This is a genomic window from Rhodococcus sp. P3_B8, assembly GCF_056402775.1.
In genome coordinates this window covers 1-21,044 of record NZ_JBFUGT010000104.1, presented here as the reverse complement: position 1 = coordinate 21,044, position 21,044 = coordinate 1, and the positions used below count along the sequence as shown (strand labels likewise).

Annotated in this window: 22 protein-coding genes; 7 read left to right on the top strand and 15 right to left on the bottom strand. The window is 68.2% G+C overall.

Features of this window, described 5'->3' with window-relative positions; genetic code table 11:
• The 5 genes from AC1D1G_RS25685 to AC1D1G_RS25665 form a co-directional block, all read right to left on the bottom strand.
• A partial coding sequence (locus tag AC1D1G_RS25685) for a transposase (RefSeq protein WP_477954172.1) occupies positions 1–207 on the bottom strand: 207 nt, incomplete at its 3' end.
• Positions 208–304: 97 nt separating this feature from the next.
• Complete coding sequence (locus AC1D1G_RS25680; RefSeq protein WP_477954168.1) at positions 305–2,278, bottom strand: vWA domain-containing protein; 1,974 nt, start codon at positions 2,276–2,278, stop codon at positions 305–307.
• Positions 2,278–3,663, bottom strand: a complete 1,386-nt coding sequence (locus AC1D1G_RS25675) for an ATP-binding protein (protein ID WP_005238585.1) — start codon at positions 3,661–3,663, stop codon at positions 2,278–2,280. Before AC1D1G_RS25675 ends, AC1D1G_RS25680 begins: the two co-directional genes overlap by 1 nt.
• 63 nt (positions 3,664–3,726) lie before the next feature.
• Entirely contained in the window at positions 3,727–4,143 is a 417-nt protein-coding gene (locus AC1D1G_RS25670; RefSeq protein WP_280784105.1) for a DoxX family protein, read from the bottom strand.
• The gene (locus AC1D1G_RS25665; protein ID WP_477954167.1) at positions 4,140–4,553 is read right to left on the bottom strand and encodes a VOC family protein; all 414 of its coding nucleotides are present in this window, start codon (positions 4,551–4,553) and stop codon (positions 4,140–4,142) included. The genes AC1D1G_RS25670 and AC1D1G_RS25665 overlap by 4 nt, the downstream gene beginning before the upstream one ends.
• A 136-nt stretch (positions 4,554–4,689) precedes the next feature.
• On the opposite strand from AC1D1G_RS25665, the gene AC1D1G_RS25660 reads away from it, so the two are divergent.
• On the top strand, positions 4,690–5,334 hold the full coding sequence (locus tag AC1D1G_RS25660) for a winged helix-turn-helix transcriptional regulator (protein ID WP_280784107.1): 645 nt from the start codon (positions 4,690–4,692) through the stop codon (positions 5,332–5,334).
• A gap of 8 nt (positions 5,335–5,342) precedes the next feature.
• On the opposite strand, the gene AC1D1G_RS25655 is transcribed toward AC1D1G_RS25660, so the two are convergent.
• Positions 5,343–5,654 carry a hypothetical protein gene (locus tag AC1D1G_RS25655; RefSeq protein WP_477954166.1) on the bottom strand — a complete coding sequence of 104 codons (312 nt, stop codon included), beginning with the start codon at positions 5,652–5,654 and terminating at the stop codon, positions 5,343–5,345.
• 164 nt (positions 5,655–5,818) lie between these two features.
• Between AC1D1G_RS25655 and AC1D1G_RS25650 the strand changes: the two genes are divergently transcribed.
• Both AC1D1G_RS25650 and AC1D1G_RS25645 read left to right on the top strand, forming a co-directional pair.
• Positions 5,819–6,391 carry a DUF4126 domain-containing protein gene (locus AC1D1G_RS25650; protein ID WP_317567966.1) on the top strand — a complete coding sequence of 191 codons (573 nt, stop codon included), beginning with the start codon at positions 5,819–5,821 and terminating at the stop codon, positions 6,389–6,391.
• A 17-nt stretch (positions 6,392–6,408) separates the two neighbouring features.
• A complete protein-coding gene (locus AC1D1G_RS25645; protein WP_477954165.1) occupies positions 6,409–7,374 on the top strand; it encodes an alpha/beta hydrolase family protein in 966 nt (321 codons plus the stop codon).
• On the opposite strand, the gene AC1D1G_RS25640 is transcribed toward AC1D1G_RS25645, so the two are convergent.
• Together AC1D1G_RS25640 and AC1D1G_RS25635 are read right to left on the bottom strand one after the other, a co-directional pair.
• On the bottom strand, positions 7,375–8,469 hold the full coding sequence (locus AC1D1G_RS25640) for an N-acetylmuramoyl-L-alanine amidase (protein WP_283354038.1): 1,095 nt from the start codon (positions 8,467–8,469) through the stop codon (positions 7,375–7,377).
• Positions 8,470–8,673: 204 nt separating this feature from the next.
• Entirely contained in the window at positions 8,674–9,219 is a 546-nt protein-coding gene (locus tag AC1D1G_RS25635; RefSeq protein WP_477954164.1) for an endonuclease domain-containing protein, read from the bottom strand.
• A 719-nt stretch (positions 9,220–9,938) separates the two neighbouring features.
• On the opposite strand from AC1D1G_RS25635, the gene AC1D1G_RS25630 reads away from it, so the two are divergent.
• Complete coding sequence (locus AC1D1G_RS25630; RefSeq protein WP_005238564.1) at positions 9,939–10,172, top strand: hypothetical protein; 234 nt, start codon at positions 9,939–9,941, stop codon at positions 10,170–10,172.
• 55 nt (positions 10,173–10,227) lie between these two features.
• On the opposite strand, the gene purH is transcribed toward AC1D1G_RS25630, so the two are convergent.
• The 4 genes from purH to AC1D1G_RS25610 all read right to left on the bottom strand — a co-directional run bounded on the left by purH (position 10,228) and on the right by AC1D1G_RS25610 (position 15,217).
• On the bottom strand, positions 10,228–11,784 hold the full coding sequence (gene purH / locus AC1D1G_RS25625; protein WP_477954163.1) for a bifunctional phosphoribosylaminoimidazolecarboxamide formyltransferase/IMP cyclohydrolase: 1,557 nt from the start codon (positions 11,782–11,784) through the stop codon (positions 10,228–10,230).
• Complete coding sequence (gene purN / locus AC1D1G_RS25620; protein WP_280784114.1) at positions 11,777–12,442, bottom strand: phosphoribosylglycinamide formyltransferase; 666 nt, start codon at positions 12,440–12,442, stop codon at positions 11,777–11,779. Before purN ends, purH begins: the two co-directional genes overlap by 8 nt.
• A 68-nt stretch (positions 12,443–12,510) precedes the next feature.
• Positions 12,511–14,034, bottom strand: coding sequence for a cell division protein PerM (locus AC1D1G_RS25615; protein ID WP_477954170.1), 1,524 nt, complete (start codon positions 14,032–14,034; stop codon positions 12,511–12,513).
• A gap of 112 nt (positions 14,035–14,146) precedes the next feature.
• The gene (locus tag AC1D1G_RS25610) at positions 14,147–15,217 is read right to left on the bottom strand and encodes a DUF5336 domain-containing protein (protein WP_283354041.1); all 1,071 of its coding nucleotides are present in this window, start codon (positions 15,215–15,217) and stop codon (positions 14,147–14,149) included.
• Positions 15,218–15,343: 126 nt separating this feature from the next.
• Between AC1D1G_RS25610 and AC1D1G_RS25605 the strand changes: the two genes are divergently transcribed.
• The 3 genes from AC1D1G_RS25605 to AC1D1G_RS25595 all read left to right on the top strand — a co-directional run bounded on the left by AC1D1G_RS25605 (position 15,344) and on the right by AC1D1G_RS25595 (position 18,155).
• Positions 15,344–15,970, top strand: coding sequence for an IMPACT family protein (locus tag AC1D1G_RS25605; protein ID WP_280784117.1), 627 nt, complete (start codon positions 15,344–15,346; stop codon positions 15,968–15,970).
• Between the two features lie 90 nt (positions 15,971–16,060).
• Positions 16,061–17,227 (top strand): IS30 family transposase, encoded by a 1,167-nt coding sequence (locus AC1D1G_RS25600; protein WP_477954169.1) that lies wholly within the window; start codon positions 16,061–16,063, stop codon positions 17,225–17,227.
• Between the two features lie 130 nt (positions 17,228–17,357).
• Positions 17,358–18,155, top strand: coding sequence for an SDR family NAD(P)-dependent oxidoreductase (locus AC1D1G_RS25595; protein ID WP_477954161.1), 798 nt, complete (start codon positions 17,358–17,360; stop codon positions 18,153–18,155).
• Here the strand turns inward: AC1D1G_RS25595 and AC1D1G_RS25590 are convergent.
• The 3 genes from AC1D1G_RS25590 to AC1D1G_RS25580 form a co-directional block, all read right to left on the bottom strand.
• Entirely contained in the window at positions 18,149–19,531 is a 1,383-nt protein-coding gene (locus AC1D1G_RS25590; protein ID WP_477954160.1) for a flavin monoamine oxidase family protein, read from the bottom strand. The genes AC1D1G_RS25595 and AC1D1G_RS25590 overlap by 7 nt on opposite strands.
• 176 nt (positions 19,532–19,707) lie before the next feature.
• Positions 19,708–20,778 (bottom strand): LLM class flavin-dependent oxidoreductase, encoded by a 1,071-nt coding sequence (locus tag AC1D1G_RS25585; RefSeq protein WP_283352680.1) that lies wholly within the window; start codon positions 20,776–20,778, stop codon positions 19,708–19,710.
• Position 20,779: 1 nt separating this feature from the next.
• A partial coding sequence (locus AC1D1G_RS25580; RefSeq protein WP_477954158.1) for a PLP-dependent transferase occupies positions 20,780–21,044 on the bottom strand: 265 nt, incomplete at its 5' end.

Here is a 21,044-nt window from a genome sequence, read left to right as displayed (position 1 = left end):
GGTCACCAGCATGTCCGGGTCGTACCCGGCCCGCCCGGCACCCCCGGTGCGGCGAGAGCCGTGAAAAGCGCTGGTGTCGAGATGGGTGTCGACGATCTCGATCACCGTCCACACCGGATGCGTGGGCGGCACCCACTCCCGCATGTCCGGTGGCAACAAAAACTGCTGATCACGATTCACCGGTCGATACCCCTTGGCCACCAACACATTATCCAAGAAACATCAGGTCGGGGCGCCGCGGCACGCGGACACCCCGACCCGGAAATTTGAAACAGCCCCCCGGCGGTTAACAAGTACTCACGGGCTAGCGGCGGCGACGCATGTAGTCGCTGACGACGGCGGCGCCGAGACCGTCCAGCCCGGGCGCCACGACGCGTCCGCCGACCCGCTCGGCCATCCGGTCCACCACCCGCGCGAGGCCGGGATCCTCACCGAGCCGGAAGAACGTGACGTGGGCGCCGAGCCGGGCGAGGGTGTCGAGTTCCCGGACCGTCAGACCGAGGGTCCGGGAGCTCGGCGGGTAGTCGAAGTACGCGAAGCCGTCCGGCTCGAGGTGGGCCGTCGGCTCACCGTCGGTGACGATCAGGACCACCGGCTGGGCGTTGGGGTGCCGGCGCAGATGCCGGGCCGCCAGCAGCAGCGCGTGGTGCAGGTTGGTGCCCTGGTCCCACGCGCCGTCCAGACCGGCCAGCTCCGACGGCGTCAGGACCTGCGCGTGCCTGCCGAACGAGATGAGTTGCAGTTCGTCGCTGCGGAATCGGGTGCTCACCAAGTGGTTCAGGGCGAGGGCGGTGCGCTTCATCGGCACCCACCGCCCCTCCATCACCATCGAGAACGACGTGTCGACGAGCAGCGCGACCGCCGCCTGCGACCGCTGCTCGGTCTCCATCACCTCGACGTCCGCCACGGACAACCGGACGGGGACGCGACCGCGCTCGACCGGATCGGACGCCGCCCGCAGCACGGCKTTGGTGATCGTGCGCGTGACGTCCCACGGCTCGGTGTCGCCGAACGCCCATTCGCGGGACGCGCCGGTCGGCTCCCCCATCGCCCCGGCGCGGCGCGTCTCCCGTTGCCCGCCACGCGAAGACAGTTGCTGCGCCACGTCCCGCAGAGCGGTCTGGCCGAGTTGCCGCATCGCCTTGGGCGACAGCCGCCACTGGCCGTCCGCCCCGCGGTCGAAGAAGCCCTGATCGCGCAGGGCCTTCTCGAGTTCGGCGAGGGTCTGAGCATCGGCCGCCGCCTCCTCGCCGAGTTGCCGGGCCAGAGCGTCCGCGTCGATGTCGTCGAGTTGTGCGCCCGCGTACTGCTGCGACAGTTGCTCGGCGAGCGACTCGAGTTCCGCGATGTCCTGCAACGCTCCGGTGCCCTCGCCCAGGCCCATGCCGTCGTCGCCGCGGAACCGCTGCGCGCCTTGCCAGTCCTCACCAGGGCGCGCGGCCTGCAGATGCTGGTCCAGCCGGTCGAGCTGCCCGATCAGCGACGGATCGCCGAACGCCTGCTGCGCCAGCGCATCCAGTTCGTCGCGCTGCTCCTGCGACAGCGAGTTCCGCAGGCGCTGCGCCGCCGCCGCCCGCTGCGCCAGTGAGTCGAGCAGTTCCTCGACGTTCTGCGGGTTCTCGGGGAAGTATTCCCCGTGCTTGTCCATGAACTCGTCGAACTGTTCCTGCGTGTCCTCGCCGCGGGAGTGCTTGTCCAGCAGGTCGTTGAGGTCGGCGAGCATCTCGCGGATGCGTTCGCGGTCCTCTTCCGTGGCCCCCTCGAGGGCCTGTTTCATGCCGGCGAACCGCTGGTCCAGCATTTCGCGCCCCAGGAGGTCCCGGATCTTCTCGTAGTCCTCGCGGGCTTCCGAACTGCGCCAGTCGTAGTCGGCGAGTTCCTGCACGGCCTGCGCGGTGGACGACGACAGTTCCTCGAGACGCATCTCCGAGAAGCGGGCGTCGTCGTCGAGCGCGCGGGCCAGCGTCTTGCGTTCCTCGAGCACCGCGCGGTCGAGGAGTTCCCGGACCTCCTCGAGTGTGCCGTTCAGGTTGTTCCGCTTCAGCAGCTCACGGCGACGCCGATTGGCCTCGGCCGCAAGCTCGTCCAGGCCGCGCATGTCCCGGTTGCCGCGCCGGAGCATCTCGCGCAGCGCCTGCCGCGGCGACGTTCCCGCGAACACGTCGTCGCCGATCGCGGCCAGGGCCTCGCGCAGGTCCACCGGCGGCGCCAGCGGATCACCGCCCTCGTACGGCCCGTACCGCGCGTTGTGCGGTCCGCGCTCCGCCTTGCGGGACATTACGAATACACCGTCTGCCCGTTGATGTCCGGGTTCTTCGAGATCCGCCGCGCCAGGTACAGCCCTTCGAGGGCGAACTCGGCGGCTGCGGCCCGCTCGCCGTCGGACTCCGCGCCCAGACGCTCGGCCAGCTCGTCGAGGACCTCGAGTTCGGGCAGCTCGTTCAGCAGCGCCTTCGCCGTGATCCGCTCACCGGTCACCACCGGGTCGCCCTGCTCGACAGCGTCCACGAGTTCCGCCAGGTCGATGCCGCCCAGCCGGGTGCGGACCGTGTCGGCCGTCGCCCGCCGGAGCAGGTGCTCCAGGACCTCGATCTCGCGCCCCTCCTCACCGGATTCGAATTCCACCTTGCCCCGCAGTACGTCGACGACGGTTTCGAGGTCGACCGGCCGCGCGACCGGGTCGGCTTCACCGAGCACGGCGCCGCGATGCACCGCGGCGGCACTGACGGTTTCGGCGCCTGCCACCGCGAAGCGGGCGGACACACCCGACCGCTGATCGACCGACGTCGACTCGCGGAGCAGACGGGTGAACCGGGCCAGGATCTCGAGGAGGTACTCGGGTACCTCCGCGGTGAGATGCGCTTCCTGCAGGATGACCGCGACCTCGTCGTCGAGCCGGGTCGGGTAGTGCGTGCGGATCTCGGCACCGAACCGGTCCTTCAGCGGGGTGATGATGCGACCGCGGTTCGTGTAGTCCTCCGGGTTCGCGCTGGCCACCATCAGGACGTCCAGCGGCAGCCGGAGGGTGTATCCGCGGACCTGGATGTCGCGTTCCTCCATGACGTTGAGCAGCGACACCTGGATGCGTTCGGCGAGGTCGGGCAGTTCGTTGATAGCGACGATGCCCCGGTGCGCGCGGGGAACCAGCCCGAAGTGAATGGTTTCCGGGTCGCCGAGACTCCGGCCCTCCGCCACCTTGACCGGATCCACGTCGCCGACAAGGTCCGCCACCGACGTGTCGGGGGTCGCGAGTTTCTCCGAATACCGCTCGCTGCGGTGCCGCCATGCGACGGGGAGGCTGTCGCCCAGTTCCTGCGCCCGGCGGATCGACGCCGGGGTGATGGGCTCATAGGGATGCTCCCCGAGTTCGGAACCGGCGATCACCGGGGTCCATTCGTCGAGGAGCAGATTGAGGGTGCGGAGGAGGCGGGTCTTGCCCTGACCACGTTCGCCGAGCAATACCACGTCATGACCGGCGATGAGAGCCCGTTCGAGCTGTGGTTCCACCGTCTCCTCGAAACCGACGATGCCGGGCCACGGATCACGACCGTCGCGTAGGGCCGCGAGCAGATTCTCGCGGATCTCTTCCTTGACGGTGCGTTGAATGTGGCCCGACTCGCGGAGCTCGCCGACGGTGGAAGGTCTGTGTTCCGATGACGTCACCACTCCACGCTACGAGGGTTCGAGCGAATCGGCACGCGGTTAACGCGCGCCGACCCGCCCGGGTCAGTCCTCGCGGCGCAGCGGGAGCAGTTCGCGGACCTTGCGATCGCGCAGGTACAGACCCGCCCAGACCGCGATTCCGACGTACACCGCGAACAGCACCGTGCTGAACAACGGCTTCTCGACGCGCCAGTTGGTGAGCACCGCCCCACCGAGGTAGCCGGTCAGCAGCACCGCACCCAGCGGGGCGGTCCGCGGCACCAGATAGAGCACCGTGCAGAGGAGCAGCACCACTCCGATCGGCACGATGATGTGCATCGGCAGTCCCAGTTCGGCGGCCGAGTCCTCCACCGGTCCGATCTTCAGGAGCTTGCCGACCGCGTCGAACAGGAGGAAGGCGCCGACGAGCCCGCTGAGGACCCAGCCCACCGTGCGTGCGGATCCCGACTCCGCCGTCACGGGTGTGGTCGCGGTGCTCACGACTCCTGCCCCTGCGCCGCATCGACATCCATCCACACGGCCTCCCAGAGGTGACCGTCCGGGTCCTGGAAGCTGCGGCCGTACATGAATCCCTCGTCCATCGGATCGTTGGAGAAGGATCCGCCCGACGCGAGCGCCTTGTCGGCCAGCGCGTCGACGGCCTCCCGGCTGTCCGCGGAGATGCAGATGATGGATTCGGTGGTCGTGGTGGCGTCCGCGACGGCCTTCTTGGTGAAGGTGGAGAAGAACTTTTCCGTCAGCAGCATGACGTGGATCTGCTCGCTGACGACGATCGACGACGCGTTCTCGTCCGAGAACTGGGGGTTCTTCCGGTAGCCGAGCGCCTCGTAGAAGGCCGTCGACTTGCCGAGGTCCTTCACGGGGAGGTTCACGAAGATCGTGGTCGACATCGAATTCTCTTTCCGTCGGTGGAGCCGAGTGTTTTCGGGTGACGAGCCGTGCGACCTTGTGGAGCAGATCACGTACCAATGTTGCAAAAAGAAACCTAATGATGTCAATAGGCAACTTCGGTCTATAGTTGAAACCATGGCACGTCAGGCTTATGGGCAGTACTGCGGACTCGCGCATGCCCTGGACATCGTGGGACAACGCTGGGCACTGCTCATCGTCCGAGATCTCCTGGTCGGACCCAGGCGATATACGGATCTCAAGCAGGGTTTGCCGGGCATCCCGTCCAACATCCTGTCGGCGCGCCTGAAAGAACTCGAAGACGCCGACGTGATCGCTCGCCGCGCGCTGCCCCGGCCGTCGAACGCGGTGGTCTACGAACTGACCGACTACGGCAACGCCCTGGAGGACGCCGTGAAGTCGCTGGGCCGGTGGGGCGCCCGCACTCTCGGCGAACCCGACCCGGACGATGCCGTGACCGTCGACTCGATGGTGATGGCGCTGCGATCGACGTTCCACCCCGACGCCGCACGGGACGTCACCCTCACCTACGAATTGCGGCTCGGGCCGATCGTGCTGTCCGCCCGCATCGACCGCGGCGCACTCGAGGTCGTGGAGGGCGCAGCCGAGCGGCCCGACCTCGTGATCGAGACCGGGCCGGCGGTGAAGGCACTAATGGCGCGCGAGATCACCCCGGAGGACGCCATCGCTCTCGGCAGCGTGTCCGTCACCGGCGACCCGGCGCTGCTCGCCACGTTCGCCGACGTCTTCAGCATCCCCTGAGGGTCCGCCTACGCGGCGGCACCGTACGCGGACGCGGCGTCCAACTCGTACCAGGCGCAGCGGTAGCACTCGAGTGTCACCGGATCGGCCTCCGCCAGAAGGGAATCGAGCAGGACTCGCGGATCCTCGCGCCAGGCCCGGACCACGTCCGCGACCGCGCGGTTCGAGAACAGACCCGACCCGGTGAGCGCGGACACCCACTCGTCGATCGCTCCCCGGTGAATCCGCTCGACGGCCTCCCGTCGGAATCCGCCGTCGACGAAGTCGAGGGAGAACATGGCGGCGACGACATCACCGGTGGTCAGCTGTACGACGTTCATGGTGCGGCACCTTCCTGGAGTCGGGGGCTGTCCTCGGACGTAATCCGTTGGAACAACTGGTGATGCAGACGCTAATCGCCGATTGTGTGAGTTCTGTGATGCTTCTCTGAGATCTCGGCCGCGATGCCCGCCTGCCGTGATCGCCGAGCTTCTACACTCCGTGCATGGAGACCTGGGTTCTGCCCGGACTGCTCGGCCTCGGCCTCGCCGCCGCGTCGGGACTGCGCACGTTCCTGCCGTTGCTGATGCTCAGCGCCGCGGTGCACTTCGAGGTGCTCGGGATCACCCTGAACGAGTCGATGCGGTGGCTCGGTTCGACCGGGGCGCTGGTCGCGCTGTCGATCGCGACAGTGGTGGAACTGACCGCCGATCTGATCCCGTTCGTCGACAACGTGCTGTCCGTGATCGGCAACGTCACCGGTCCCGTGGCGGGTGTCATCGCGACCTGGGCAGCCTTCGCGGACGTGGACCCGTCGACCGCCGCGATCGCCGGAATCGTCATCGGCGCGCCCACCGCTCTGGCGTTCAGCACCGCGCAGACCGGGACCCGTGCCGTGAGCACGGCCTCCACCGGCGGACTGGCCAATCCCGTGGTGTCGGTGATCGAAGACGTGGTCTCGTTCGTCACATCCCTGATCGCCCTGCTGCTTCCGCTGCTCGTCATCCCGCTACTCGCGTTCCTGCTGTGGTTCGCGTGGCGAGGGGTGCAGCGGGTGCGGCGACTGCGCACGACGTGAACTGGTAGACAGTCCCCATGCCTGACACCGAGATCRCGTTCGACAGCGGTGCCGTCACGTACTACGGCAGCCTGCGCACCCCCGACCACGCGAACGGGTCGGCGCCCGCCGCGCTGCTGCTCGCCGGCAGCGGCCCCACCGACCGCAACGGCGACAGCGCCCTGCTCCCCGGTGACATCGGAACGCTCCGCCACCTCGCCGATGTGCTCGAACAGCACGGCATCCCCAGCCTGCGCTACGACAAGATCGGCAGCGGCGAGACCGCCCTCGGCCCCTACGAGGTGGAAGAAGTCGGGGGTCTCGGATTCACCACCTTCGTCGACGCCGCGTCCGCGGGCCTCGACTTCCTGGCCGCCCAACCCGGGGTCGACCCGTCGAAGCTGATCGTCATCGGTCACAGCGACGGCGGACTCGTCGCCCTCGCGCTCGCGACCGCGGAAGACGAGTCGCGGGTGCGCGCCGTCGGACTGCTCGAACCGCTGAGCGTCCGGCTCCTCGACCTGCTCACCACGCAGATCCACGGCCAGCTCGACGCCGTCGTCGGCACCGGCCAGCTGCCGGTGGAACTGGCCGACGAACTCCGGCTCGCGCTCGCGGACACCGTCGAATCCCTGCGCACGTCGGGCACGATCCCCGACGACCTTCCGGAACCGTTGCAGAACGCCGGGCTGGTCCATGCCAACGCGAAGGCCCTCGCGGAGGAGGACGCTCTCGACCCGCGCGCACTGGCCGGCCGGCTGCCCGCCGGGTTCCCCGTCCTCACCAGTTGCTCCGCCAAGGACATCCAGGTACAGCTCGCGGACGTCGACGGCCTGAACGACGCCCTCGCGCACACCGCGCTGACACCGGTGCGGATGACGAACGCCAATCACGTCCTCAAGGACGTCGGCGACCGTCCGTCCACCGGACCGGATTACGTGGAACCGCTCCCCTACTCGGCGGAGTTCACCGAACCGTTCAGCAGGTGGATCGCCGCTCTGTGATCAGTTCCCGCCGGCTCCGGTGATCACGGCCATCAGTGTGCTCGCCAGATCGGACACGAGCCCCAGGTTCTTGTCGTTGACGAGATCCTCGAGCCCGTCGAGGCCCTCGACCTCGAGCAGCGGCGCCAGCATCTCCATCAACTCGGAGAACTGCGCCGAATCGGGTGCCGTCGACTTCGGTGCCGCCTTCGGGGTGGTCGCCTTCGGGGTCGTGGTGGTGGTCGACGACGCGCTGTCCTCGCTCGCCTCGGGCGTCGTCGTGGTGGCCGCCGGCGCTGCTGCCAGCTCCTCGGCCGGCGCCGCCTCCGACCCCGTCAGCAGGTAGGTGACGACGCCCGTCGTGATGGTGATCGCGTGCTTCAACTGGCCGTCGGTGCTCTCCAGCTGGGCGGAGTCTTCCTTGTTGGAACCGTTGCCCATCTCGACGAACACCAGCGGAACCTGAGTCAGCGCGGGCCCGGCCACATCGGCGCGGGTCTGAAGGCCGTCGTTCACGCCGGCGTAGTTGGCGGGAACGAATCCGTCGGATTTGTAGGCGTCGCGCATCATCGTCGACGCCTCGAGCCCGCCGCCGGACTGCGCCGCGTCCGCCTTCTCGTCGGGGATGGGCAGCGACGGGATGATCATGTGGAACCCGTGCTTGCTCGCGTCCTCGCCCTGCGCCGTCGAGTCCGCGTGAATGCTCACCGCGAGATCGGCATTCGATTCGCTTGCCGCACGCGCTCTTTCGTCGACGCATCCGCCCCAGCCGGTGTCGTCCTGGCGACTCAGGACGACCTTCGCGCCGAGACTCTCGAGGCTGCTCTTCACCAGCTGGGAGACGTTCCAGTTGATGGTGTGCTCGGGCACCCCGCCGAGCGACGTCATGCCGCTCGTCTGGCAGTCCTTGGTGTTGCCCCGGCCGTCGTTCACCTGCTGCGCGAGGTCGTGGCCCTCGCTGGAACCCTGATGTCCCGGGTCGAGGAACACCGTCATCCCGGACAGTTCGGTGCCGGTCGCCGTCGCCGCGGGTTCCGCCGAAACCTGGGCAGGGATGAGCACGGACGCACCCAGGACGCAGGCGCCGAGGCCGGCCTTGATCGCAAATCGGTTCATAACGGGGATGGGCGCACCGTCGCAGTCCGGGCGCCACTCTCCTTCCACAGGTGCCACTCGAGTCACATCAGCCCCGAGTGAATCAGCTGCACCGTGCGTGCGGGCAGCTCGAGGCCGTATCGAAAGCAACCTGTGACCAAAGTGTGGGGCCGAATGCGCAGTTCCGCAGCCAAACGCCGAGAGGAGGCCTGCGGTTCTGCGCACTCACACCGGAGCACCCGCCTGCCGCAATCGGTCCCGCACTCGCGCGACGATCACCTGCGGCCGCCGACGCAACTGCTCCGCGTTCACCCGCACCACCACCCACCCGAGCTCGGCGAGCCGTTCCATCCGCTCGATGTCCCACGTGCGCTGACGTTCGTCCGACCAGTGATGTTCGCCGTCGTACTCGACGAGCACCTTCCACCTCCTCCAGCCCAGGTCCGCACGGGCGAAGACGCGGCCGCGGCGATCCTCGTCCGGTATCTGTGTCTCCGGTGCGGGCAGCCCTCCACGGATCAGGACGAGGCGAGTGCGTGTCTCCGGTGGGGATTCGGCACCGGGAACCACCAACGACACGACGTCACGCAGCGACGCGAGTCCACGTTCGCCCCGATGGCGTCCAGCCACCGAGGAAATCTCCGCCGGGCGCAGTCCGGTGTCGTGGCAGAGGGAGTCGAGGACCTCGACGGCGCGATCAACGGGCAGCCATCGGCCCAGGTCGAAGGCTGTCGCGCCGGAGTGGTGACGAGCATCTCGCCCACGCGACACACTTCGTCCGGCAGGAGGGCATCCGCGCGCACCTCGATGCCGTCGACCGATCGGCGGCTGCCTCGCCGGATGAGCGTCGCCGACTCGCCTACGCCGATCCACCGGGTTCCGTGTACGGCGGCCGCGGAGAAGCCCGCGAGTACCGCTTCGCCGTCCCCCCCCAGGCGGCACGTGCACGTGAGAGCGCTGTCAGTTCGGCACTTCTGTGCACATACACGTCCCGGTGCCAGGCGCCGGTAGGTGCGTAAACCGTGCCGCGTGAGCTGCCCGTCCCGCAGCGCTTCGGATCCCCGGAACGGTTGCTGGAATTCCCCCATCGTCGAACCCTGACAGTCCGGCACTCGACAAACGTCGCGAATTCCGGGTCTGTGGATAACGCACGTCGCCATCCACAGAAGCGTCACTGCGCAGAACTGTGGGTAAACATCGAGTACAACCCTGCATTTCTGCGCAGCGGCTGGATAATGGAAGTGCAAACCCTCAACCGGTGATGTACGGTCATCTACCAACCAGCAACGACACGCAGAAAGGTACGGCCATGATGCAGCTTCACGCGCTCTTCGCGTCCGTACCCGCATGGCGTCGCTGCTTCGCCGACAAGCACATCACCAAGTTCGGCGCACCCCGAGAATGTTGAGACTCAACCAAGTCATTCTCGGGCACCCAGGGCGAACCCCTCGGGTGCCTTTTCTTTTACCTTTCACTTTCAGGAGCACCTCATGAAACTTCGTATCAACCAACTGTCCACTTCTCCCCCGTATCTCGATCTGCCGGACGACCTCACCGGTTACGCCGTCACCCTCGACCTGTCGCACTGCGATGCCGCCCACGAGGCCGGCCTGGGTGAGCTGATCAGCGAGGTCCGCAGCCGCGGCGCCGCCCGCGTGGTCATCACCGGTTCGCCTCGCGAACTCCAGGGCACGGGCCGAGCACACGGGGCCGCAGCCGCCTGACGACGCAGAACGGGCCCCGGCATGATGCCGAGACCCGTTCGAGAGTTGCCGACCGCTAGTGCGCGAAGTGCCGTGCACCCGTCAGGTACATGGTGATGCCGGCCTCCTTGGCCGCATCGATCACCTCGTTGTCGCGGACGGAACCACCCGGCTGCACGACTGCCTTGACGCCGGCGTTCGCGAGCACCTGCAGTCCGTCGGGGAACGGGAAGAACGCGTCCGACGCGCCCACCGACCCGACCACCCGGTCACCGGCCCGCTGCACCGCGAGGTGCGCGGAGTCGACGCGGTTGACCTGGCCCATGCCGACGCCGACCGACGCACCGTCGGAGGCGAGCAGGATCGCGTTGGATTTCACCGAACGGCACGCGCGCCATGCGAACTCGAGATCCTTCAGGGTCTGTTCGTCGGCGGCGTCGCCGACGGCCAGCGTCCAGTTGGCGGGGTCGTCCCCCTTGGCGTCGAGCACGTCGCGCTCCTGGAGGAGCGCTCCCCCGGACACGGGACGCAGTTCGATTCCCGTCGCAGTGGGTGCCTGGGCAAGGAGGACGCGAATGTTCTTCTTGCGCTGCAAGACTCCGAGCGCACCGTCCGCATAGGAGGGGGCGATGATCACCTCGGTGAAGATCTCGGCGACCTGCTCGGCCATCTCGACGGTGATCTCGCGGTTCGCGGCGATGACTCCGCCGTACGCGCTGACCGGGTCGCAGGCGTGCGCCTTGCGGTGCGCCTCGGCGATGTCGGCTCCGACCGCGATGCCACACGGGTTCGCGTGCTTGATGATCGCGACAGCCGGTTCGCTGAAGTCGAACGCCGCACGCCAGGCGGCGTCACCGTCGGTGTAGTTGTTGTACGACATTTCCTTGCCGTGCAACTGCTCCGCCTGGGCCAGACCGGCCGGGGCGGCGGGGTTCACGTAGAGGGCGGCCGCCTGGTGCGGGTTCTCGCCGTACCGCAGGACCGCCGAGCGGTCCCAGGTGGCGCCTGCCCACTCGGGGAACTGCGAGTCACCCGGTTCAACCAGTGTGGACGTCATCCAGCTGGCGACCGCGACGTCGTACGACGCGGTGTGCTGGAACGCCTGCGCGGCGAGCGCGGTGCGCTCGGGCAGCGTGAAACCGCCGTCGGCGACCGCGGTGAGCACGTCGTCGTAGCGGGCGGGATCCACCACGACCGCGACGGACGGGTGGTTCTTCGCGGCGGCACGCACCATGGACGGCCCGCCGATGTCGATCTGCTCGACGCACTCGTCGGGGGTCGCCCCCGATGCGACGGTCTGCGTGAACGGATACAGGTTCACGACCACCAGCTGGAACGCCTCGATGCCGAGTTCCTCGAGCTGCGCGAGGTGCTCCGGCTTCCGGGTGTCGGCGAGGACGCCGGCGTGCACCCGCGGATGCAGCGTCTTGACCCGGCCCTCGAGGCATTCGGGGAAGCCCGTCAGCGCCTCGACGGGGGTGACCGGGATGCCGGCGTCGGCGATCTTCGCTGCGGTCGACCCTGTCGACACCAGCTCGACGCCTGCCTTGTGCAGGCCCGTAGCCAGTTCGACCAGACCGGTCTTGTCGTAGACGCTGACGAGCGCTCGGCGTACTGCCTTGCGTTCACTCACTGGGGATCACGGCCTTTCGTCCATCGGAAACAACTCCACGGGTGGCGACAGCGGCGATGACGTCCGCCAACAACCGTCGCTCCACAGTCTTGATGCGCTCGTGCAGGGTCGACTCGTCGTCGCCGTCGAGCACCGGCACGGGTTCCTGCGCCAGGATCGGGCCGGTGTCGACACCCGCGTCCACGAGGTGGACGGTCGATCCCGACACCTTCACGCCGTAGGCCAGCGCATCGGGGACCGCGTGCGCGCCGGGGAATGCGGGCAGCAACGCGGGATGCGTGTTGATGATGCGACCGCCGAAACGGTCCAGGAAGGCGGGGCCGAGGATCTTCATGAACCCCGCCGACACGACGAGCGACGGCTGGTGCGACGCGACGGCCTCGGTCAGCGCGAGGTCCCAGGCGGCACGGTCTGCGTGGTCGCGCAGGCTCACCCGGAAGTGGGGAATGTCCGCCGCGTTCGCGTGGGTGGTCGCGTCACAGTCGCGGTCGACGCCGACGGCGACGATCTCGGCGGGATACCCGTCCGTGTGTGTTGCGTCGATCAGCGACCTCAGGAGGGTTCCCGCACCGGAGGCGAGTACGACGATCCGCGCCGGCGAACCGGTCGTGGGCCTCAGGTGGTCACGCGAGGAAGTCAGCGCTCTACTCCTGAACAATCGAAAGGCCGGGTGAATCGAACGACGGGCAAAAATGGGGGCGGTCGCATCGTCGACCGACCAAGAGCCTAGTCGCTGGGGGTTGCGTGCCCTCGGGGCAGGTCGGCTTCCGGGCTCTCGCCGGCGTCTCCCGTCCCCTCGGGTTCCTCCGTCGCCGGGTCTTCCTCGACCTCGACATCCACCACGACCTCGGCGTCGGAGTCGGTATCTTGCGGTGCAACCGGCGCTGCCGGCGCTTCGGTGTCGTCGACGAGTTCGGCTTCGATCACCCGACTCGGCGCGACGTCTTCGGCGACCACCGGCTCCTCGGTGATCGGGGCGGCTATCGCCGGAACCTCCTCCGCGCCTGGAAGGTGCGGCTCTTCGTCCTCGGTGTCGGCGGCGTCCTCGTCCACGGCGCCCCGGCTCCGATGCCAGGCCACGACCACCGCCGTCACCGCGCCCGCGAGCCCGAGCCACGCGAACGTGAGCAGCCCGAACGCCCACCAGTTCAGCTCGACCGTTCCGAATGCGCCGAGCCTGCCGCCGGACACGAGGCCGAGTACCGCCGTCACCGCGCCCACCCCCGCGGCGGCGGTCAGCACGGTGAACAGCGCTTCCTGCCCGGCGACGCGGCGTCCGCAATCGCGTCCGAGCATCACACCGATCAGCAGGGGAATCACCAGCAACGCAGGCCACGCACCGCCCGACACCCCGTCTGGGACGGCGCCGAGCAGCGGCAACGGCGGCAGTGAACCACCGACGTTCCCGAACACGCTGACCGAGACGTCCCCGATCTGCGCGGTCCCTCCCATCACCGCGGCCGCGGCACCCACCACGACGTTCGGCAGGTACAGCACCGACAGGATCGTCAGTCCGAGCATTCCGACGACGCCGTCGCCGCGTTCGAGCAGCGAGCCGACCGTCGACCACTCCATCAGCAGCGAGATCGTGACCATGACCGCGCCGGCACCGAGAATCGCCGCCAACGCACGCAGTCCCGGCCGTACCGCGTCCCGGACCCACGACGGAACCTGCGCCCCCAGCGTCGGCCACATCGCGACCGTCACACCGATCGCCGACGCGAGCAGGTGCACGAACAGCACCCATCCGAACGCGGCGAGCGCGTTCGGCGACGACAACGGGATGACCGCCGACGCGTCCGCGATGACAGCGAGGCTGATGGCCGTCACGACCAGCGGTCCGGCCACCGCAGCGCCGATCACCTGCAGAGCATGCCGCCGCGAGGACGCCGGGTGCACCACGCCGGCGCATCCACGGGCGACCACCCACACCATCCCCGCAGTCGGGATCAACGGGAGGACTCCGAGTGACGTGCCGTCGATCGTCAACGGCACCTGGTGGATCGCCAGCCACGACGCCGCGATGGCACCGAACGTTCCCGTGAGATCGCTGTTCGCCGCCACCAGCGTGACGACGATGAGTGCGGACAGCAGGACGACGGTGACACCCGCCGGCCGGAACGCGACCGCGAGCAGCGCCCGCATCTCGTCTGCGTCGGGCACGGGTCGCTGTCGCGGAACTTGCCGCTCCTCGTCACCGACGGCTCGCCGTCGCGCACCCTGTGCGACGCGCTGCGCACGATCAACCAAAGAACTCATCCCCTCGAGAGTGGCACTCCGACGCCGCGACAGCGGTCAGGCGCGCCGCACAGAAGTGGCCTCCGACCACGTTCGGTCAGAGGCCACCTTGCTGGTTGGGCCGCTACTTGTCGTCCCTGTCGGCACGCGTGTCGAACGCCTGGGTCGGCGCGCTGTAGCCCTCCGATTCGGGCTTGTCCGCCGATTCGGCCGGCTTCGCCTCGGTGGGCGGCTGCTCGCCGTACTCCAGCGTGCGCTCGACGGGGGACGACTCCGACTGCGAGCCGTACGCAGGCGCCGCGTGCTGCGCGGAACCGTAGCTGGTCCCGGCCGGGTACTGCGAGCTGGGCGTTCCGGTGGATTGCGACGGGCTCGACGGCTGCGAGTACCCCTGGTACTGCGGCTGCTGGTAGGCGGTGGTCGGGGCGTCGTACGACGCAGACCCGGCACCCGCACCGGCGCCGTAACCGGGCTGCTGGGGCTGCCCGTAGCCCTGGCCGTAGCCGGGCTGGCCCTGCGAGGGCTGACCCTGCTGGCCGTAGCCCTGCTGGCCGTAACCGGGTTGGTTCTGCTGCCCGTAGCCGGGCTGCGACTGGCTCTGCTGCCCGTAACCCTGCGGCGCGCTCTGGCCGTAGCCCTGCGGCGGCTGTCCGTACGACTGCTGCGGGCTGCCCTGCCCGTAGCCCTGCGGGGCGCCCTGGCCGTAACCCTGCGGCGCCTGACCGGGCTGACCGAAGCCCGCGGCTGCGGACGGCTTGGGTGCCGGCTGCTTGAGGAGTCCGATGTCGAACAGGGTGGCCGCGACGGCCACGGCCGACTGGATGAAGCCGAGAACGAGTATCAGGATTGCGCCCCAACCGGAATCCGCGTCGACGTTGAGGTACACGAACAACGCGACTACCCAGCCGGCGACGGAGGCCGCCGCTGCCGCGCCCGCATAGGACTGCTTCGGAAGGAGCGAGACCGCCGCGAGAAGACCACCGAGGAACAGCAGGCCGAGCCCGTCCGTGTTCGCTTCGAACGAGTTCACGGACTCTCGCGCCAAGGTGGCGTACGGGGCGAACCCGAGCAGCAGGTTGAGGACACCGAGAACTGCGACACCGATCAGAAGGAAGAAGCCCAGGCCTTTCGGTTCTCCCCCTGCAGTCGGTTGCGCGGGCGGACCGTAACTCGGTCCTCCGGGCGTGAACGTCATGACTTCTCCTAGTCGACAAGTGGTCGTCTGCGTGCGCTCTTCCGACGCTAGCCTACGTATACCCGTCGGTCACTGCCGTCACTCGCGGCACGCAGCGGCGGGAACAGCGCAGGAGACAATGGTCCGGTGCCGTACACCCTCGCCCCTCGCACCGCCGATCTCACCCTCGAGACGGAGGTGAAGCACTCACGTTTCATCGCCGCCCTGCGGCGCGTCGAGGACGCAGAGGCGGCGCAGGCTTTCGTCCAGGATCAGCGGCGCGCGTATCCCGATGCGCGACATCACTGTTCGGCGTACATCATCGGAAACGGGCCCAGCGACCGGGTCGAGCGTGCGAGCGACGACGGCGAACCCGGTGGCACCGCGGGCATACCGATGCTGCAGGTACTCAAGGCCCGTGATCTCGTCGACGTCACGGTGGTCGTGACACGGTATTTCGGGGGAATCAAGCTGGGGGCGGGCGGACTGGTGCGCGCCTACTCGGGCGCGGTGGCCACGGCGGTCGATGCCGCACCGCTCGTGCGAAGGGAACTGCGCCACCTGCACACCCTCGCCGTCGGCCACGCCGAGGCGGGACGCGTCGAGTCGGAGTTGCGTGGGCGGGGCGTCGTCGTGGTGGACACGACTTACGGGGAATCCGCGGTCCTCACCCTCGCGGCGAGGGACTCGGCGGAACTGGCCGATCTGGTCGCTGCCGTCACGTCGGGGACGGGGACACTCGATCCGGCCGGGGAGATGTGGGTCGATGCCTGAACGACCCGTGCGCCTTTTTGGTAGCGGGAGCTAGGCGGGTTCAACCGGTCGTTGCAACGTCCCTGATGATGAGGGGTGTCGCAGATGGTGATGATCGGTCGACCGCCGGCTTCGGAGCGGGCGCGGTTGTTGTTCTGGCAGTGTCGCACGCAAGGCGCGACCGTGGTGGAGGCGGCGTGCGCCGCCGAGGTGACCGCGTCCACCGCGCGCCGGTGGATCATCGACTCCGGTGGGGTTCGTCCCCGCCGGAGTCGACCACCGTCCGCCCGGTTCCTGTCCCTCGAGGACCGCGAGCAGATCGACGTGATGCTGCGGGACCGCACGAGTGTCGCCCGGATCGCGGCGGTGCTGGGTCGGCACCGCACCACGATCAGCCGGGAGATCGAGCGGGGCACCAACCGGCGCGGCTACTACGTCGCCTCCACCGCACACCGGGCCGCGCAGGCGAGGGGACGCCGACCGAAACCGGCGAAGCTCGCCGTCCACGACCGGTTGCGGGCGTTCGTGGAGAAACAACTGAGGAAGAAGTTGTCGCCGGAGCAGATCTCCCGGACCCTGGTGCGCAGATTCCCGAACGACCCGGAGATGCGCGTGTCCCACGAGACGATCTATCTCTCGCTCTACATCCAGGCCCGCGGCGGCCTCAAACGCGAGCTGACCACCGCGTTACGGACCGGGCGGGCGTTGCGCAAGGGCCACCGCAAACCGGACGAGCGGCGCGGCCGGATCCCGAACATGCTCAATGTTTCCCAGCGTCCCGCCGAGGCCGAGGACCGGGCGGTCCCCGGGCACTGGGAGGGCGATCTGATCATGGGCGAAGCCAACCGGTCGGCGATCGGCACCCTCGTCGAACGCAGCACCCGGTTCGTGATGCTGCTGCACCTGCCCGACGGGCACTCCGCCCAGAACGTGCGCGAGGCGATGGCGGCGAAGATCGGCGAGCTCCCGTCGGCGTTGGCGCGGTCGATTACCTGGGATCAGGGCACCGAGATGCATCAACACGCCCGGTTCACCGTCGACACGGGGGTGCAGATCTACTTCTGCGATCCGCACTCCCCGTGGCAACGAGGCTCGAACGAGAACACCAACGGGCTGCTGCGCCAGTACTTCCCCAAGGGCACCGATCTGTCCGTGCACTCCGAGGAGCACCTGCGGTTCGTCGCTGATGAACTCAACGACCGACCCCGCAAAACCCACGACTGGCATACTCCAGCCGAAAAGCTCAACGAACTACTCGATGGTGCAACGACCGCATGAATCCGCCCTACCAAAAAGGCGCACGGGTGCGGAGCGCAATTGGCCTCACGCTGAACCGAATCCGTGACTCCCGACCGCCGCGGTCCTACCCTCGAACCGAGGGGTGGACAGTGGAGATGAGGAGAACGACATGGATCTCGGTCTGGGCGGCAAGCGGGCCGTCGTCACCGGCGGCAGCCGCGGAATCGGTTTCGCGATCGCGCGCAGCCTCGCGTCGGAGGGGGTCGACGWGGTGCTCGCGGCCAGGGGCGTCGAGGCGCTGGAATTGGCGGCGAAGACGCTGTCGCAGGAGACCGGGCGCCGGGTGATCGGCGTCCCCACCGACACCGGCGACGACGGTTCGGTGCGCGCCCTCGTGCAGCGGACGGTGGACGAACTCGGTGGCGTCGACCTTCTCGTGAACGCCGCGGCCACACCGTGGAGTGCGGGCAAGCCGAGCGACTTCGCGTCCACCACCGACGACGTGGTGCGCGCTGAACTCGAGATCAAGGTGCTCGGCTATCTGCGGACCGCCCGCGCGGTGGCACCGCACCTCGTGGAGCAGGGGTGGGGACGGATCATCAATATCAGCGGGCTCGGTGCACGCCAGGCCAATTCCATCGCGCAGACCGTGCGGAACGTCGGTGTGTCGGCGCTGACGAAGAACCTCGCCGACGAACTCGGGCCGCACGGAATCAACGTGACGGTGGTGCATCCGGGACTGACGCGGACGGAGCGACTCGTCGACCGGTTGGCCAAGCAGTCCGAGGACGAAGGTGTTCCGGTCGCCGAGTTGGAGTCGCGGCTGGCCACCAACTCGATCCACCGGCTGATCGACGCGAGCGAGGTCGCGGACGTCGTCACGTTCCTGGCGTCACCGCGCAGTGTCGGGATCACCGGCGACGCGGTGGCCGTCGGCGGTGGTGCTCCGGGCGCCGTCTACTACTGAGCGCGGGCGGGTGACAGCACGCCGTCGTGTTCGGTGACTTCGCGGGCGGCGCGCTCCCCGGACCGGATGGCCCCGTCGACCCAGCCGCACATCACGGACGAACTCTCCGTGCCTGCCCAGTGAATGCGACCGCAGGGCTTGCGGAGGGCGCGGCCGAACTGGGTGAGCACTCCCGTCGGCGCATGACTGAGCATGCCGCCGCCGGAGTACCGCTCGACGCTCCAGTTCTGCTCGATGTAGTCGACGGGGGACTTCGCTTCGGCGCCGAACCTCGCGGTCAACTCCCCGAGCACCGCCTTCCTCCGTTCCGCTTCCGGCAGCGTCCCCAGCCTGCGGGCGATCGGTCCCTCGACGATCACGCACAGAACACCGGGACGTCCCGTGTCGGTACTGGCGTCGATGGTGACCGTTGCGGGGGAGTCGGGTGCCGCCGACTGCCCCGACAGTCCGGCGGCGCGCCAGAAGGGTTCGTCGTAGAGGACGGCGATCTTCATGACCGCACCGCTCGGCATTCGCTGGTGCAGGAAGGACCGATCCATCGGCAGCAGCGGTTCGTAGACGATCTGGCTCGCGATCGCGAGGGGTACCGCGACGATCGCCCTCCGGGCACGCACGGCCAGATCCGCGGAGCGGACGGTCACGCCGTCGCCGTCCTGCGCGATGTCCCGGACGGGTTGTGACAGGTGGAGCGCGTCGCCGATCTCGGCTGCCATCGGACGATAGACGGCACCCATTCCGCCGACCGGCCGCGCGTCCTCGGCGGCGTCCTTCACACCGAGGACGAAACTCGGACCGCCGCCGGATGCCATCTGGTACAGGACGAACAGCATCGACACCTCGGACGCCGCGGACGTGTAGCAGCCGGCGATGGCGGTCTCGAGAAGGTCGTGGGCGGGTGTGGACAGCGTGTTGTCGCCGAGCCATTTGGCGAGGCTGATCGAGTCCCACTTCGCTGCCTTCTTCGCCTCCCACGGCGCGTCGAGCGGGATCGTCTTGCACATCTCGCCGAGTTCGACGAACACGGCCCCGAGATTCGCGGTCGCCCAGGGACTCATCGTCAGGGGAATCGTGCCCTTGTACCGGTACTGCTTGCCGTCGACGACCATCATCGCCTCGCCGTCGGTGTACTGCTTGTAACTCTTGACGCCGAATTCGTCCATCAGGGCGTAGATCCGGTCCTGTCCCGGCCCGATCCACGCACCGCCCCGATCGATCCACGAACCGTCTTCGCGGACCTCGGTGAACGTTCGGCCGCCGATCCGGTCACGCGCCTCCACGAGCGCGACCGATTGTCCGGCCTGCTTCAGGCGCAGTGCCGCCGTCAGTCCGGCGAATCCGGCGCCTACGACGCAATAGTCGACCTCGATGTCTGCCATGACACATCCCCTCGCGCTGCGCGCGCGGCCCTCGTGTGGCCGTATGTAACGGGTGCGCCGCCATTGGTCCTGGGGGTGTGAATTCCTCTCTCCGGGAATGAAATCGCCGCGCACAGAACATATTCATCCTTACTCGCGGCGAGTGGTCCGGTCAAGGCCCGACCCGTGAGTACTTGTTAACCGCCCGCGGTTAACAAGTACTCACGGGTGGGGACGAGCGGGAAGACCTGCTCGGCGATGCGCTCGAGTTCCTCGTGCGCGGGGGAGCACTGGATGAGCAGCAGGGTGAGACCGGCGTCCTGGTAGGCGCGGATCTTCTCGGCGACCTGTTCCGGTGTGCCGACGAGGTCGGGTCGCAGTCCGCGTGTGCCGACGGAGTACTCGCGCCTGGACAGCTCGACGTCGAGTTCGGAGTTCTTCACGAACTCCTCGAACGACGCATACCCGGGCGAGTGCGGATCGATGGTGGTGATGCGTTCGAGTTCGGCGCGGGCCTCGGCTTCGGTGTCGCGCACGATGATGTACGTGGACATGCCGAATTCAGCCATGTCCCGCTGGTGGATTCGCTGCGACCGTGCGTTCATGTCCGCGATCTTCGTGCGCACCTCCTCGACGGTGCCGCCGTGCAGCACGTACGAGTCGGCGAAGGTCGCGATCGATTCGCGGCCGCTCTCGCTCTCCCCGCCCGCGAAGACCGGGGGATGGATGCCCGGCTTCGGCGACAGGATCGAGTCGCGCACGCTGAAGTGCTCGCCCTGGTAGGTGAACGGGGTGTGCTCCCAGAGCCCACGGAGAACGTCGACGAATTCGGTGGCCTGCCGGTACCGGTCGTCGTGCCGGGTGAAGGCGCCGCCGTACTGCCGGGCCTCCTCCTCCCACCACGCGGCCACGACGTTGAGCGCGAACCGTGCCGCACCGGCCTCGGTTGTTCCGGCGATGTCGGTGATGGTCGCCGATTCCTTCGCGGTGACCGCCGGCAGGTGGAATCCGGGTCGCACCGCCGTCATCACCCGGAGCTGTTCGGTGACCGCGAGGATCGCCGACGACAGCGCCCACGCCTCGAGGCTGGGCGCGTCGACGCCCTTGCGGTCGTTGAGATAGAGCTCGGGCACGAGGGTGGTGTGGTATCCGAGACGATCGGCGAGCTGTGCGAGCTTCTTGACGTAGTCCCAGGTGGCGGGCATCCCTTCGTCGCCGAGGTTGCGCAGGAAGCCGCCGTAGATGGGCGTCCAGTAGCCGAAGTGCATGTCATTCCTCCGTGATGGCGTCGAGCGAAGCACGCAGATCGTCGACGAGGTCTTCCAGGTTTTCCAGTCCGATCGACAATCGGACGGTGCGGTAGCCGAATCCGGCGTCGCGGAGTTGTGTGTCGCCGAGATGGCTGTGCGTGGTGGTGGCGGGGTGTACTACCAGCGAACGGGCGTCGCCGATGTTGGCGACGATGGCGAACAATTGCAGCGAGTCGATGAACTTCGCCACCTTCGAGTCGTCGACGGCGAGATCGAACGAGAAG

What these genes read in the sequence shown, in the direction of transcription:
- AC1D1G_RS25665 (WP_477954167.1), bottom strand. Translation starts at nt 4,553, where the DNA reads ATGTCGACCACGATCTTCGTGAACCTCCCCGTGAAGGACCTCGGCAAG.
- AC1D1G_RS25660 (WP_280784107.1), top strand. Translation starts at nt 4,690, where the DNA reads ATGGCACGTCAGGCTTATGGGCAGTACTGCGGACTCGCGCATGCCCTG.
- AC1D1G_RS25655 (WP_477954166.1), bottom strand. Translation starts at nt 5,654, where the DNA reads ATGAACGTCGTACAGCTGACCACCGGTGATGTCGTCGCCGCCATGTTC.
- AC1D1G_RS25650 (WP_317567966.1), top strand. Translation starts at nt 5,819, where the DNA reads ATGGAGACCTGGGTTCTGCCCGGACTGCTCGGCCTCGGCCTCGCCGCC.
- AC1D1G_RS25640 (WP_283354038.1), bottom strand. Translation starts at nt 8,469, where the DNA reads ATGAACCGATTTGCGATCAAGGCCGGCCTCGGCGCCTGCGTCCTGGGT.
- AC1D1G_RS25630 (WP_005238564.1), top strand. Translation starts at nt 9,939, where the DNA reads ATGAAACTTCGTATCAACCAACTGTCCACTTCTCCCCCGTATCTCGAT.
- AC1D1G_RS25610 (WP_283354041.1), bottom strand. Translation starts at nt 15,217, where the DNA reads ATGACGTTCACGCCCGGAGGACCGAGTTACGGTCCGCCCGCGCAACCG.
- AC1D1G_RS25600 (WP_477954169.1), top strand. Translation starts at nt 16,061, where the DNA reads ATGATCGGTCGACCGCCGGCTTCGGAGCGGGCGCGGTTGTTGTTCTGG.
- AC1D1G_RS25590 (WP_477954160.1), bottom strand. Translation starts at nt 19,531, where the DNA reads ATGGCAGACATCGAGGTCGACTATTGCGTCGTAGGCGCCGGATTCGCC.
- AC1D1G_RS25585 (WP_283352680.1), bottom strand. Translation starts at nt 20,778, where the DNA reads ATGCACTTCGGCTACTGGACGCCCATCTACGGCGGCTTCCTGCGCAAC.